General features: G+C 60.7%; 14 protein-coding genes. 6 read left to right on the forward strand and 8 right to left on the reverse strand.

What is annotated here, in order from left to right; all coding sequences use genetic code 11:
• Positions 1 to 15 precede the first annotated feature (15 nt).
• The 5 genes from RM192_RS17945 to RM192_RS17965 are packed head-to-tail and all read left to right on the forward strand — an operon-like array spanning position 16 to position 3,244.
• Positions 16 to 1,236 carry a thiolase family protein gene (locus RM192_RS17945; protein ID WP_311509021.1) on the forward strand — a complete coding sequence of 407 codons (1,221 nt, stop codon included), beginning with the start codon at positions 16 to 18 and terminating at the stop codon, positions 1,234 to 1,236.
• On the forward strand, positions 1,236 to 1,646 hold the full coding sequence (locus RM192_RS17950; RefSeq protein WP_311509022.1) for a zinc ribbon domain-containing protein: 411 nt from the start codon (positions 1,236 to 1,238) through the stop codon (positions 1,644 to 1,646). Before RM192_RS17945 ends, RM192_RS17950 begins: the two co-directional genes overlap by 1 nt.
• A gap of 5 nt (positions 1,647 to 1,651) precedes the next feature.
• Entirely contained in the window at positions 1,652 to 2,476 is an 825-nt protein-coding gene (locus RM192_RS17955; protein ID WP_311509023.1) for an enoyl-CoA hydratase-related protein, read from the forward strand.
• Positions 2,477 to 2,486: 10 nt separating this feature from the next.
• On the forward strand, positions 2,487 to 2,993 hold the full coding sequence (msrB, locus tag RM192_RS17960) for a peptide-methionine (R)-S-oxide reductase MsrB (RefSeq protein ID WP_311509024.1): 507 nt from the start codon (positions 2,487 to 2,489) through the stop codon (positions 2,991 to 2,993).
• Between the two features lie 23 nt (positions 2,994 to 3,016).
• On the forward strand, positions 3,017 to 3,244 hold the full coding sequence (locus RM192_RS17965) for a hypothetical protein (RefSeq protein WP_311509025.1): 228 nt from the start codon (positions 3,017 to 3,019) through the stop codon (positions 3,242 to 3,244).
• Positions 3,245 to 3,302: 58 nt separating this feature from the next.
• On the opposite strand, the gene RM192_RS17970 is transcribed toward RM192_RS17965, so the two are convergent.
• The 7 genes from RM192_RS17970 to RM192_RS18000 form a co-directional block, all read right to left on the reverse strand.
• Positions 3,303 to 4,370: a phosphotransferase gene (locus RM192_RS17970; RefSeq protein ID WP_311509026.1), complete on the reverse strand. Its 1,068-nt coding sequence runs from the start codon at positions 4,368 to 4,370 to the stop codon at positions 3,303 to 3,305.
• Positions 4,367 to 5,548: an acyl-CoA dehydrogenase gene (locus tag RM192_RS17975; RefSeq protein ID WP_311509027.1), complete on the reverse strand. Its 1,182-nt coding sequence runs from the start codon at positions 5,546 to 5,548 to the stop codon at positions 4,367 to 4,369. The genes RM192_RS17970 and RM192_RS17975 overlap by 4 nt, the downstream gene beginning before the upstream one ends.
• Before the next feature lie 43 nt (positions 5,549 to 5,591).
• The gene (locus RM192_RS17980) at positions 5,592 to 6,563 is read right to left on the reverse strand and encodes an alpha/beta hydrolase (RefSeq protein WP_311509028.1); all 972 of its coding nucleotides are present in this window, start codon (positions 6,561 to 6,563) and stop codon (positions 5,592 to 5,594) included.
• A 150-nt stretch (positions 6,564 to 6,713) separates the two neighbouring features.
• Positions 6,714 to 7,685 carry a Rieske 2Fe-2S domain-containing protein gene (locus RM192_RS17985; protein WP_311509029.1) on the reverse strand — a complete coding sequence of 324 codons (972 nt, stop codon included), beginning with the start codon at positions 7,683 to 7,685 and terminating at the stop codon, positions 6,714 to 6,716.
• A gap of 55 nt (positions 7,686 to 7,740) precedes the next feature.
• Entirely contained in the window at positions 7,741 to 8,967 is a 1,227-nt protein-coding gene (locus RM192_RS17990) for an acyl-CoA dehydrogenase family protein (RefSeq protein WP_311509030.1), read from the reverse strand.
• Positions 8,964 to 10,091, reverse strand: coding sequence for an acyl-CoA dehydrogenase family protein (locus tag RM192_RS17995; protein WP_311509031.1), 1,128 nt, complete (start codon positions 10,089 to 10,091; stop codon positions 8,964 to 8,966). Before RM192_RS17995 ends, RM192_RS17990 begins: the two co-directional genes overlap by 4 nt.
• The gene (locus RM192_RS18000) at positions 10,088 to 10,990 is read right to left on the reverse strand and encodes a nitronate monooxygenase family protein (protein WP_311509235.1); all 903 of its coding nucleotides are present in this window, start codon (positions 10,988 to 10,990) and stop codon (positions 10,088 to 10,090) included. The genes RM192_RS17995 and RM192_RS18000 overlap by 4 nt, the downstream gene beginning before the upstream one ends.
• A gap of 265 nt (positions 10,991 to 11,255) precedes the next feature.
• On the opposite strand from RM192_RS18000, the gene RM192_RS18005 reads away from it, so the two are divergent.
• Entirely contained in the window at positions 11,256 to 12,104 is an 849-nt protein-coding gene (locus tag RM192_RS18005) for an amidohydrolase family protein (protein WP_311509032.1), read from the forward strand.
• Between the two features lie 33 nt (positions 12,105 to 12,137).
• On the opposite strand, the gene RM192_RS18010 is transcribed toward RM192_RS18005, so the two are convergent.
• Positions 12,138 to 13,040, reverse strand: coding sequence for a ThuA domain-containing protein (locus RM192_RS18010; RefSeq protein WP_311509033.1), 903 nt, complete (start codon positions 13,038 to 13,040; stop codon positions 12,138 to 12,140).
• Between the last annotated feature and the right edge of the window lie 4 nt (positions 13,041 to 13,044).

The raw sequence follows: 13,044 nt of genomic DNA on the forward strand, positions 1-13,044 counted from the left end.
ACGGAGAGCAAGCCGATGTCCTACATGGAACTGTTCAAGGTTCCCGAACCCACCCCCGATCTCAGCCGCAAGGCTGCCATCATCGGCCTGGGCGAGAGCGACTTTCACGACGACTATCAGGCTGCCCGTGCCAAAGCGCCAGGGTATGAAGGGCACACGTCCGAAAGCCTTGCCGTCATCGCTTTTGAACGCGCGCTCGCAGATTCCGGTCTGACGCGTGACGACATCGACGGGTTGGGCGTCAATTATCTCTACGGCGGGCCAACCGCAGAAGAAACCGCCACCATGCTGGGGCTCAAGCCCAAACATATCGTTGATCGCAGCGGCGGCATATGCGCAGGGCCATTGCCCGTCGCGGCCAAGGCCATTGCCGATGGCAAATGCGATACAGTCGTGCTGATTTTCTCGGCAGCCACCCGCTCGATCGGGCGCAAGTTTGGCGGCCAGACATTCGATAACGGCGCGCCCAGTTCATACTATTACCACCACCCCTGGGGCTGGAGCTCGCAGGCCGCGCACTGGGCACTGATCTGGCAGTATTACCAGCAGGCTTATGGCGCGACTGAGGCTGATCTGGCGTCCGTCGCCATCCAGATGCGCACCAATGCGATGCGCAATCCCAACGCGATCATGCAAGCGCCGCTGACGGTCGAAAAGTATCTGGCCTCGCGCTATGTCGTGCGGCCCCTGCACCTGTTCGATCTGTGCCTGGTCAACGATGGCGCGGTATGCCTTATCCTGCGCCGGTCAGACCTGGCCAAAGGGCTGGCCCATGTTCCGGTCGATATTGGCGGATGGGGCCACAGCGCCGTCACCGCCAACAAGATGCACACGCTGGTGCGGGAACGGCTGCGCCCGCAGTTTCAGGAATCGGGCCGGCAAGCGCTGGCCATGGCGGGCATCGCGCTCGAGGATGTCCAGCATTTCGAAGGCTATGACGCCTCGACCATCCACCTGATCAATCACATCGAAGGCCACGGCTTTGTCGAACCCGGCGCAGGGCTGGAATTCTGCAAAAGCGGCGAAATGGACGTGAACGGATCGCTTCCGGTCAACATGGCAGGTGGCATCTTGTCCGGTTCCTACATGCATGGCTGGAACCACGTTGCCGAAATCGTGCGCCAGCTTCGCCATGAAGCCGGCCCCCGGCAGGTCAAGGACGTGCAGGTTTCGATGTTCTCGCTGGCGCAGACCGATCAGGTCCACCCGGTTATCTTCATGCGGGGAGAGCAATAATGACGCAGAAGCGACCCAACCGCACCCTTGGCCCCGGCCATGATGAATTCTGGGCCGGTTGCGCCCAGGGCGAACTGCGCATTCAGCGTTGCACCGCCTGCGGCAATCACAGCTGGCCTGTCATATCGGCCTGCGAACATTGCGGCAGCACCGATCTGGCGTTCAACACCATGTGCGGCAAAGGCAAGGTCGTCAGCTGGTGCAGCTTTGTGCAGGACTATTATCGCGGCGTGATGCCCGTTCCCTATGACACGATCATGGTAGAGCTGGAAGAAGGCCCGATCTTCCTCAGCAACCCGGCCGATTTCAGCTATGATGACATCACCTTCGAGATGCCGGTTGAAGTCACCTTCGTCGATGCCGAAGACGCTGCCGGTCCGTTCAGCCTCCCTGTCTTCCGCAAGGCCTGACCACAATGGCCGATAGCGAAAGCGCCGTTCTGGCCGAGGTTTCGGACGGGATCATGACGATCACGCTCAACCGGCCCGACCATGGCAATGCCTGGAACGGTCCGATGGTGCGCGGCTATTTCAACCTGCTTGAACAAGCATCGCGTTCGCCTGAAGTGCGCGCGATCATCGTCACCGGCGCGGGCAAGGCATTCTGCGTTGGCGGCGATGGCGCCAAACTTCAGGCTGTGGCCCAGACTGGCGATATAAAATCGGCAGCAGACCAGCCCTACTGGTTTCCACTGTCCATCGGCAAACCGATCATCGCGGCCATAAATGGCGCGTGTTTTGGCATCGGGTTGCAGCAGGCGCTGGTCAGCGACATCCGAATTGCATCCGCAGACGCAAAGTTTTCAACCGCCTATGCGCGCCGGGGGCTGGTGGCCGAAATGGGCATGAGCTGGCTTTTGCCGCGCCTTGTCGGGACAGGCCACGCCACCGATCTGCTGCTCTCGGCGCGTCTGGTGCGCGCTGCAGAAGCCGAACGCATGGGCCTTGTCAACAAGGTGGTGCCCGCCTCAGACCTCATGGCAGAAGCCCGCGCCTATGCCGCCATGCTCGTCGAAAACTGCTCGCCCTTCGCGATGCGCGCGATCAAGCAGCAAAGCTTCGAAGACCTGACGCGCCGCTTCCACGACAGCTTCGAACATTCGGTAAAGCTGCTTGACGAAGCCTTCCTTGCCCCCGATTTCAAGGAAGGCATGGCAAGCTGGCAGGAACGCCGCCCGCCTCAATTTCCGGCATTGCCGCCAGAACTCGCGCTGATCGCGCACGACCATTCAGCCTCATGAGGACAGCGTTATGAACAAACGGGAATTTCTGGGAATGGCCAGCGTTGGTGCGCTGGTTGCTGCCTTTGCCGCCAGCCGGATGATGAACCGGGGCGCGGCAGAAGAGGCAACCGCCGGGACCACTTTCAGCGTGCAGATGACCGACGCGCAATGGCGCGCAAAGCTCAATCCTGAAAGCTACGAAGTGCTGCGCAAAGGCGCCACCGAACGGCCCGGAACCAGCCCACTGCTGAAAGAACACCGCAAGGGCATTTTCGCCTGCGCCGGTTGTGATACGCCACTGTTCGATTCATCCACCAAGTATGACAGCAAGACCGGCTGGCCCAGTTTCTGGCAGCCCTTGCCGAATACCACGATCCGCCGCCCGGATTTCACCATCGCGCGCCCGCGAACGGAAATCCTGTGCAGCACGTGCGGGGGTCATCTTGGCCATGTTTTTGATGATGGACCAAAGCCGACTGGCCTGCGCTATTGCATGAATGGCGATGCCCTCACCTTCAAACCGGCAGCAGCCTGATTCCCAGGATTGGAAAGAACACCATGAAAGATTTTTTCAACGGCATCATGCGCGCGATCAGCAGCCTTCTCGGCCTGCTGATGGTGATAATGGGTGGCATCTGGATCCTGCAAGGATTCAACATCGCTTTCCTCGACAGCTTCATGGCCAATGACAAGCAATGGGCACTGTGGGGTGCAATCCTAGCCTTGGTTGGCGCTGGTCAGGTCTACTGGAGCAATACGCGCGAGAGCTATTACAAGGGCAAGTGACAAGCTGACATTGGCCGGACGAACAGGGGCCTTCCGTGTTACCCGGCCAATGCTGTTGTTACCGGCAACGGTCCATCGCTTCACGCGCAAGCCGCGCCAATACCGGAAACGCCTCGGCGCGGTCCTTGGCGCTTGCTGACGCCGCTGTGCCTCGCAAATAGCGGCCTTTGATTCCGTGAAAGATCGCGGCGAGCCGGAAGAAGTTGAAAGCCATGTAAAAGTCCCACGACGCGATGCTGTCGCGGCCTGTGAGGCGGCAATAGGCGGCAACGTATTCCGCTTCGGTCGGGATGTTGAGCGCCGCCAGATCGGCTCCTTCAAGGCCTGCCACGATGCTGGGCGGCATGTGATACATCATCGCGTGATAGGCAAAATCCGCCAGCGGATGGCCCAGCGTTGAAAGCTCCCAGTCCAGCACCGCGATCACCCGCGCCTCTGTCGGGTGAAAGATCATGTTGTCGCAGCGGAAATCGCCGTGAACCACGCTCGTTTCGTCGCCTTCGGGAATGGCAGTGGGCAGCCATTCTAGCAGCGCATCCATGTTCGGATCGCGGCCCGCCAATTCGTCTTCAAGATATTGGCGCGACCACCGGCCGACCTGCCGCGCAAAGTAATTGCCCGGCTTGCCATAATCGCCAAGCCCGACCGCTTGCACATCAATGCCGTGCAGTTGCGCAATCGTGGCGTTCATCGCATCGAAATAAGCGGGGCGTTCTGCCTTGGAAACTTCGGGGAATGTCGCATCCCAGAAGATGCGGCCTTCGACCATTTCCATCACATAGAACCAGCTGCCGATCACGCTTTCATCGGTGCACAGGCCAAAGACGTGCGCGACCGGAAAGCCGACCGAGCCGAGCGCAGTCAGCACTTGCGCCTCGCGCTCGACCGCGTGTGCCCCCTTCAGCACCGGCCCCGGCGGCTTGCGCCGCAGCACATAGCTGCGCGCTGGCGTGACCAGCTTGTAAGTCGGATTTGATTGTCCGCCCTTGAACTGTTCAACCTGCATCGGACCGGCAAAGCCATCGACATGGTCAGCCAACCACGCAGACAGCGCGGCTTCATCAAAGCTGTAGCCTTCACGGACCGGCGTGGTGCCGGCGTTGGCGTCCTGCACTGCGCCGCTCATGCCTGCGCGGTCCGCCAGTCGCGGCGGATCTTCTTGGCAAGGCTCCATTTATGCACTTCGGTCGGGCCGTCATAGATGCGGAACGCGCGCACCTCGCGGAACATCTGCTCCACAATCGTATCGCTCGTCACGCCCGATCCGCCCATCACTTGCACGCACTTGTCCGCCACGCGCATCAGCGCCTCGGACACGGCGACTTTGGCCATCGAGCTTTCGACCGTTCCCAGCGATCCGGTATCAAGCACGCCGGCGCACCAGTCGATCATCAGTTCGGCCTGTTTGAGGTCGATCATGTTTTCGGCCAGCATGAAGCCAACGCCTTCGTGTTCGATCAGGTGCTTGCCAAACGCCATGCGCTTGCACGCATATTCCGTGGCGATTTCCTGCGCGCGGATGCAACCACCAAGCCAGCGCATGCAGTGCGACAGACGCGCAGGGGACAGGCGCACTTGCGCATATTTGAAGCCCTCGCCCGGCTCACCCAGCATCTGATCAGCGGGCACGCGCAAGTTCTCGATGGCGATGGTCGAATGGCCACCGGGCATTGAACTGTCTATGGTGTTGGGCACGCGTTCGATGCGGATGGCGGGATCGGGCAGGTCCACCAGGAACATGCACGCGCCGCCCTGTTCGTCCTTGGCCATGACGATGCCCACTTTGGCACCCTTGGCCCCGGTGATGAACGCCTTGCGGCCATTGATAACCCAGTGATTGCCATCGCGCTGGCAGGTGGTCTGCATCATCATCGGATCGGACCCTGCTCCGCCATCGGCGGCAGGTTCGGTCATGAAGAACGCCGACCGCGATTCACCCGATACCAATTGCTTGAGGAAACGCTCTTTCAGTTCCGGACTGCCGACTTTGCCGAGCAGATACATGTTGCCTTCATCGGGCGCCTGCGTGTTGCAGGCCAGCATGCCCAACGGCGAAAGGCCCGAGCGGGTGAGCACCACCGCCGTTTCTCGCTGGTTCAGATGGCGGCCATCGGGCAGGATATGCGGCGTCAGCACGCCTGCTTCACGCGCAAGCCCGCGCAATTCCTGCACCAGTTCGTCCGTCGGCGCATCGTGGTCGTCGCGGCGCCGATCGGACTCATAGGGGATCACGATATCGCGAACGAAGCGTTCGACCCGATCTGCAATCTCCAGCGCAGCGTCCATACCAATGCCAGCGGCCATTCACTCTACTCCTGCAATATCGAAAATTCTGGCGATTGCGCCTTCACGCGGCGCTGGTGCATCGGGCGATGAAACTGCGTATTTCCGTGTCGATTGCGGCACCTTCCGGCCCGCCGGGAAACCCTGTGTGCGGCCCAGCCTCGGTTAGGTGCAGTTCAGCCTGCACTCCTGCAGCCCGCAGCGCCCGGTGCATGCGCACCGTGTTGGACAGATAGAGATCGCGGGTGCCCGATGTCAGGATCACTGGCGGGAAGGCCGACAGATCGCCAAACAGCGGCGAAAGATAGGGATGCTTGAGGTCTGCGCCATTGGCATAAAGCAGGTTCACCGCCATCAGGCTGGCCAACCCCGGATCGACACCGTCCAATGTGTGGAACGTGTCCCCGGACTCCGTCAGGTCGATTTCCGGTGTCCCCAGGATCAGACCTGCCGGCATCGGCAAACCTTCATCCTTGGCGCGCAGTATCAATGCCGCCGCAAGGTTGCCACCGGCCGAACCGCCGCTGACGATGATTTCATGCGGCTGGCGCACTTCCAGAAGCGCCCGATAAGCAGCCATGCAATCGTCCAGCGCCGCAGGATAGGGATGTTCTGGCGGCATCCGGTAATCAACCGACCAGATCCTGCGCTGCAACCGCGCCGCCGATCCCATCGCCATCAACTCGCAAAGCTCTCCTCCGCACAGGATCAATGCGCCGCCATGCATTTCCAGAACGACAGTGCGGTCATCGGCGGAAAGGCCTTGCGGCACAACCTCGAACACCTTGGCCGTGCCTGCTGCACGCGTCGTGGCCTGCGCCGTTGCGCCCGCTGAAATCTGGCGCAACAGTGGCAGCACCGCCTGATCTGTTGCATTGACATAGGCCAGCCACCCGGCCTTGTCGTCCAATGGCGGGTACGCAGGCGATCCCGGCCTTGGCACAAGGTACATGCGCGCAACCGGGCTGACATGCTCCGGAACGGGGATGTTACGCGCCGGAACCGTGTAGCTTCCGTCATTCTGCCCTTGTGTCAATTTCCGCTCCTTTGCACCAGCTTTGGCCGTCTGACGTTGCGCGGCCATTAATCGTTGCCCCAAAGTCAATGACCACAGGGCGAAAGACGCCTTCAAGATCGCACGCCGACCGTGTTTGACGCGGTTGCGCAAGACCAGCGTGAACCCCGGTCATTCCTGCGCCTTGTCGTAGAACTTCTGATAGGCGCGGCGATAGGCCAGGATCGGTCCGTCACCCTGAACAAGGATCGGATCGGTCTTGTTCTTCTTGTTGTTCCAGATCGGAATATCCTGATGGATCTGCTTTACCAGATCGCGGATGCGCGCCTTGGTTACGCGCAGCTTGCCATCGCTGATGCCGGGGGGGTGATACATCTGCCAGCGGATGTGGGTATGTTCCGAATCAATCGGCGTCACCTGCTGTGACTGCACCACATGCGACACGTCGATATATTCGACGATCGATTGCCCCGGTCCCATCGCGTTCACATCGATGATCCCGGTCATCGGTCCGCGCGGCGTTACCATCTGCGCCGTCACCTTGTTGCGGCGGCCCCAGCCATCCAGCGCAAATTCACCTTCGGACGGCCCCTGAACGCCATGCACGGCGTTGAAGTGGGCATAGTCCTGACCGTTTTCGGTGATTTCCTGACAGTGGATGTTCACGATCCAATCGTGCCGCTCGACCTCGACCCAATCGCCATCGGGGCAATCGGGCAGGCGGGCAACTTCCCACATCGGCGCTTCACGGCGCGGGTGATACCACACATAAATCACGCCATCGGCTTCGAACAACGGCCAGACCGGCAGGCAATTGCGCTTGAGAACCGGCGGGATCACCTTGGTATAGGGGATCTTGGTAACCGCCCCTTCACCGTTCAGTTCCCAGTGGTGATAAGCGCATTGCAGGTCATTGCCCTGCACCGATGAATTGACGCCCAGATGCGCGCCCAGATGCGGGCAATAGGGATCAACCGCCCGCGCCTCGCCATCCTCACCACGCCACACGACGAACTCCTGCGAAAAATACTGCAGGGTCTTGATCTCGCCAATCGCCAGTTCATCGCTGAGCGCGACCGCAAACCAGCCGAAAGGCAGTGGCAGACCGGCATAGCCGCGATTGGCCTGTGCATTGAATGCCATCGTATTTTCTCCTCGGTCCGGGAGCTAGGCCCCCGCATTTGCAACGGTGCGGTGCTTAACGCCCCGTCGGAATTTCACGGAAAGGCACAGCCTTGTCGACGCGCGCGTCTCCGGGCAGGCCCAGCACACGCTCGGCGATGATGTTCTTCATGATCTCGTCCGTGCCGCCGCCCAGACGCAGCGCAGGCGCCCACAGGAAGCGGTGCTGGAAACCACCGTTCAACAGTGCGGTTTCCGGATCGTCGATCAGCCCGAAATGGTCCTGAATATCCAGCGCCTGATTGGTCAATTCCTGTGTCTGCGTGGCCCACAGCAGTTTGCCTGCAGAACCTTCCGGCCCCGGAGCATGACCGCGCGACATGGCGGTCAAGGTGCGGAAGCTGAGCAGACGGATCGCTTCGGAACCGACATAGTAATCCGCCAGCCATTCGCGGAATGCCGGATCTTCCAGCGTGGTGCCGTCAAAGGCCGGGCTGTTGCGCGCAACCTCCATGATCTCGCGCCAGGAAAGACCTGTGCCCGAACCCAGTGCCGCGCGTTCGTTCATCAAGGTGGAAATGACCACCTTCCAGCCATCGCCCGGCGCGCCGATGCGCTGGTTATCAGGGATGCGCACGTCTTCGAGGAAGACCTCGTTCAATTCGCTGTCACCCGACATCATCTTGATCGGACGCACTTCAAGTCCGGGCGTCTTCATGTCCAGCCAGAATGCAGACAGGCCCTTGTGCTTGGGTACATCAGGATCGGTCCGGGCGATAACCATGCCGAAATCCGATGCCTGCGCGCCGCTGTTCCATACCTTCTGGCCATTCAGCACCCAGTGATCGCCGTCCTTGACCGCCATCGTCCGGGTCGCTGCCGAATCCGAACCGCTGGAGGGTTCCGAGAACAGTTGGCACCAGATTTCTTCACCGCGCACGGCCGGCGCGACGCGGGCAAGCGATGCTTCGTCCTTGCTGTGTTCCATCAACGCCGGCAGCAGCATGTGCAGGCCGGTCATGAAATAGGTGAACTGAAGCCCTGCGCGCGCCTCTTCCTGATTGAAGATCGCCTCTTCAATGGTGGTGCCACCTGCGCCGCCACGTTCCTTGGGCCACGAAATGCAAGCATATCCGGCGTCGGCCTTGGTCTTTTGCCAGACGCTGGCGATGGCCTTGTGCTTATCGTGCCAGTTGCGCCGCTCTTCGGGCGCCAGCACGTTCATGTCCGGACCGTTCGCCTCGATCCAGGCGCGCACGGTTGCACGATAGGCGGCTTCCTGCGGGTTATCGTCGAAGTTCATGCTGCGTTCTCCGCGTTGACGCGCGCTTCAAGTCCATCGGCCAGCCTGCGCTTCCAGTCGCGCGGGGCACCGATCACCAATCCCAGATGGCGGGCGCGGCGATAGAAGAAGTGGCAATCGGCCTCCCACGTCACGCCAATGCCGCCATGCGTCTGGATCATTTCCTTGGCCGCCAGCCAATAGGCTGCGCAACCGGCCACGCGCGCCGCAGCCGCTGCCACCGGCAATTCATCCGCATCGGTGGAAAGTGCCCATGCGCCGTAATAGGCATTGGCGCGCGCCACTTCGTTCTTCACGAACACGTCGGCCAGCTTGTGCTTGATCGCCTGATAGCTGCCAATCGGCCGCCCGAAGGCATAGCGTTCCAGCGCATAATCGCGCGCCATTTCAAGGCAGCGGTCAGCGCCGCCCAACTGTTCGAAAGCCAGGAGGATGGCGCCGCGATCCTGAATGCGCGCCAGTGTTTCAAACCCCTTGCCCGCCTCGCCCAGCGGCGTGACAGGAGTGGCGTCAAACACGATACGGGCCGAACCGCGCGTGGGATCAATCGTCGAAACCGGCGCACGGGTTACGCTGGCATCCGAAAGGTCGGCAAGGAAAAGCCCCAGCCCGCTTTCGCTTTGCGCCAGCACAATCGCCAGACCTGCGGCCATGCCATCGGCAACCGGAAGCTTGGTGCCGCTCAACTTGCCCGCAGTCACCTTGGCCGCAATCCGCGCCCCGGTCAGCGCGCCCGGACCTTCGGAAACGGCCAGCGTCCCGATCAGTTCGCCCGCCGAAACCAGCGGCAACAAGGTGCTCTTCTGTTCTTCGTTGCCGGCCAGCAGGACACCTTCGGCAAAGAAATAGATGCTGGATGCAAAAGGCACAGGCGCCACGGCGCGGCCCAGTTCTTCGGCCAGCGCGCACAGTTCGACATAGCCAAGGCCAAGCCCGCCATAGGCTTCGGGAATGGTTGCCCCGCACCAGCCCTGTTCGGCGATGCGCGCCCACAGGCCGGTGTCATACCCTGCATCCGGCGCTTCGAGAACACCACGCGCGACGGTCAATGGTGACGCTGCAGCAAGAAACCTGCGGGCCTCTTCCTTCAACGACTTCTGATCGTCGGTATAATCAAAATTCACGCGTCACCTCTTTTCGAAATCGCATCGTGATAGCCATGAACCAGCCGGTCGATCATGGTCGCCGCCGGTTCGACTTCCGTAATCGGACCAACCCCCTGGCCACATCCCCAGATGTCGGACCACGTCCGGGTGGCCCCGTCCTGTGCACCGACATTCAGCTCGCGGCGGCTGGTTGGCAAAGCGTCGGGATCAAGTCCCGCCGCCGCAATCGAACTGCGCAAGTAATTGGCCGGCGTTCCGCTGAAGGCCGGTGTATAGACAATATCCTGTGCAGACGCGTTCACGACTGCGGCTTTCTGTGCGTCGCTGCAATATGCCTCATGGGTCGCAAGGAAGGCGGAACCGATATAGGCAAAATCTGCGCCCATCGTGCGCGCGGCGGCAATTGCCCGCCCCGTTGCAATCGCCCCTGCCAGCGCAATCGGCCCGTCAAACCACGCGCGCAATTCCTCGATCAACGCAAAGGGCGATAGCGTTCCGGCATGACCGCCTGCGCCTGCCGCCACGGCAATCAATCCTGTTGCGCCTCTTTCGAGCGCCTTTCGTGCGTGATCCTGATTGGTCACATCGTGCAATGTCACGCCGCCATAGGATTGGACCGCACGGTTCACATCCTCGCGCGCGCCCATCGAACTGATCACCAGCGGAACCTTATGCTGCACGCAAAGCGCCAGGTCTTCATCAAGGCGCGGATTGCTTTTGTGGACAATAAGGTTGACGCCAAAGGGCGCTGACAGGGCATCGGGATGGTCGCGGTCCCACGCGGCCAGCGCTTCTTCAATCTGGCACAACCATTCGTCAAACTGGGCCGATGGCCTGGCATTCAACGCCGGAAACGTGCCGATGATTCCGCTGGTGCACTGCGCAATCACCAGATCGACGCCGGATGCCAGAAACATTGGCGCGCCGATCACCGGCGCGCGCAACCGTTCACGCCAGCGGCGCAATATCACCGTGCCGTTGTAGTCCGCCCCCGATGATGGCACAGCCTGCTTCACACTTCACCCTCTGGAAATTCTGGAACCGCGTGCCGCACTGGTCAATGCAGCACGCAAGCAATCCCACCCATCGCCCGAATCCTACTTGCCCGAGATTGCCCGGCTTTACAATACACACACCGTGTTGCATTAATCGAATCTTACCGCCCGTCAGAAGGAAAATGCCATGCCCCGTCCCCGCGATATTGCGGTCATCGATACACTGATCGGCTTTCGCGACCGGCAGCATGCGCCCCTTGTCGCCAGCGAGAAGGTGAAGTGGGACCGGCACCCTGCGGAGTACATGTTCAAGGATCTGCCCGGAGAGCTGGCAGAAGGCCAGGATCGCGATACCTCGATCGAGGAAACCATTGCGAAGATGGACGAATTCAACATCCGTGTCGGGGTGATCCATACCAATGATGATCGCACCGCCGAAGCGCTGCGCCGTTATCCCGACAGGTTTGCCGCCATCATGCCGACGAACCCGCATCGCGGCATGGATGCTGTGCGCGATATTCAAAAGGGCTTTGACGATTACGGCCTCAAGGGCGTGTCGATGTTTCCGGCCGGGCAGAACCCGCCCTGCCCGATCAACGACAAACACTGGTATCCGATTTACGCAAAATGCTGCGAATTGAACATTCCGGTTTTCTGCACAACCGGCGTTCCGGGACCACGCATTCCGCTGGCTGCGCAGAAGATCGAACTGATCGACGAAGTCTGCTACGACTTTCCCGAACTGAAGTTCGTCATGCGTCACGGCGCTGAACCATGGGTCGACCTTGCGGTAAAACTGCTGCTGAAATGGCCGAACCTCTATTATTCGACCAGCGCCTTTGCCCCCAAATACTGGCCCGAAGAGATCATCCGCTTTGCCAATACGCGCGGGTCGGAAAAGATCATCTATGCAGGCTATTTCCCGATGGGCCTGACCCTTGATCGCATTTTCACCGAAATGGACGACGTGCCGTTCAAGGACGACGTCTGGCCCAAGTTCCTGCACGACAACGCCGCGCGGGTGCTTGGCCTTTGATGGTCGGATGATCGAACGGCGGCAGGGTTGGCGTTATTGCGCTGCGGCTTTTTCGCAGCCAGTGCCTTCCATCCCCGCCGCCCAGGCGATGGCCCCTGCAATCATCGCCACGTGGCGCGGTTCGGAATAATCCTTGGCGCGGTGCCCCAGCGCAGAATAGAACGCGCGGCCCTGGCCCACGCAATGCGTCCAGACCATCGGATGATCGCCGCCCATGCTCAGATCGCGGTCCAGCATCAGCGGAATACGTTCGCGCGGGCTGTAGGACGCCTCGTCAATGCTGACGAGAACGGTGTAGCCCTTGGCACGCGGATTGCCGGCGAAGCTGTACCATTCATCTTCGCGCTGCCATTGGGCATCCAGATGGCGCGTCGCCGGATGTGTCCGGTTTTCCACGTTGAGCCGCGCCGGTTGAATCTGCGGCGAGAGCGTGTGGCCAATGAATTGTGCTCCGATCAGTTCATCGACATACCAGCGCCACTTGTACGACGGATCGCCGCCTGATCCATGCAGGCCGACAAAGCCGTGCCCTGCTGCCAGCCACTTCTGGAACGCGCTGCGTTGTTCCGGCGTCAGCACATCACCGCTGACACTGTTCCAGACCACCGCGTTGAACTGCGCCAACTGGCTATCATTGAAAACGGCTGCGTTCTGTGTGGTAAAGCTGGCCAAGCCCTTTTCACGGGCAATCTGTTCCACAGCAGCATTGGCTGCAGCAATCTGCGCGCTATCGCGAAAGCCGTTGGTCTTGGAGAATATCAGGATGGCAGGTTGCGAAAATTTGGGCAGCTTTGGTGCTTCGGCATCATAAGTGATGCCCCAACCAAACGCCATCCGGCCGATATTGCCCGGCCCCACCAGCCACAGTGCCAGCAGGCAAACGATGGCAACCAGACCGAGGATGATGAACCCTGCCCATTTGATGATGCGCACCATAGTT

The sequence above is a fragment of the Novosphingobium sp. MMS21-SN21R genome, from assembly GCF_031846015.1.
GTDB lineage: Bacteria > Pseudomonadota > Alphaproteobacteria > Sphingomonadales > Sphingomonadaceae > Novosphingobium.

Excerpts from the sequence above, each read along its gene's own strand:
- RM192_RS17965 (WP_311509025.1), top strand. The coding sequence starts at position 3,017 with ATGAAAGATTTTTTCAACGGCATCATGCGCGCGATCAGCAGCCTTCTC.
- msrB (WP_311509024.1), top strand. The coding sequence starts at position 2,487 with ATGAACAAACGGGAATTTCTGGGAATGGCCAGCGTTGGTGCGCTGGTT.
- RM192_RS17985 (WP_311509029.1), bottom strand. The coding sequence starts at position 7,685 with ATGGCATTCAATGCACAGGCCAATCGCGGCTATGCCGGTCTGCCACTG.
- RM192_RS17955 (WP_311509023.1), top strand. The coding sequence starts at position 1,652 with ATGGCCGATAGCGAAAGCGCCGTTCTGGCCGAGGTTTCGGACGGGATC.
- RM192_RS17950 (WP_311509022.1), top strand. The coding sequence starts at position 1,236 with ATGACGCAGAAGCGACCCAACCGCACCCTTGGCCCCGGCCATGATGAA.
- RM192_RS18000 (WP_311509235.1), bottom strand. The coding sequence starts at position 10,990 with ATGTTTCTGGCATCCGGCGTCGATCTGGTGATTGCGCAGTGCACCAGC.
- RM192_RS17970 (WP_311509026.1), bottom strand. The coding sequence starts at position 4,370 with ATGAGCGGCGCAGTGCAGGACGCCAACGCCGGCACCACGCCGGTCCGT.
- RM192_RS17945 (WP_311509021.1), top strand. The coding sequence starts at position 16 with ATGTCCTACATGGAACTGTTCAAGGTTCCCGAACCCACCCCCGATCTC.
- RM192_RS18010 (WP_311509033.1), bottom strand. The coding sequence starts at position 13,040 with ATGGTGCGCATCATCAAATGGGCAGGGTTCATCATCCTCGGTCTGGTT.
- RM192_RS17975 (WP_311509027.1), bottom strand. The coding sequence starts at position 5,548 with ATGGCCGCTGGCATTGGTATGGACGCTGCGCTGGAGATTGCAGATCGG.
- RM192_RS18005 (WP_311509032.1), top strand. The coding sequence starts at position 11,256 with ATGCCCCGTCCCCGCGATATTGCGGTCATCGATACACTGATCGGCTTT.
- RM192_RS17990 (WP_311509030.1), bottom strand. The coding sequence starts at position 8,967 with ATGAACTTCGACGATAACCCGCAGGAAGCCGCCTATCGTGCAACCGTG.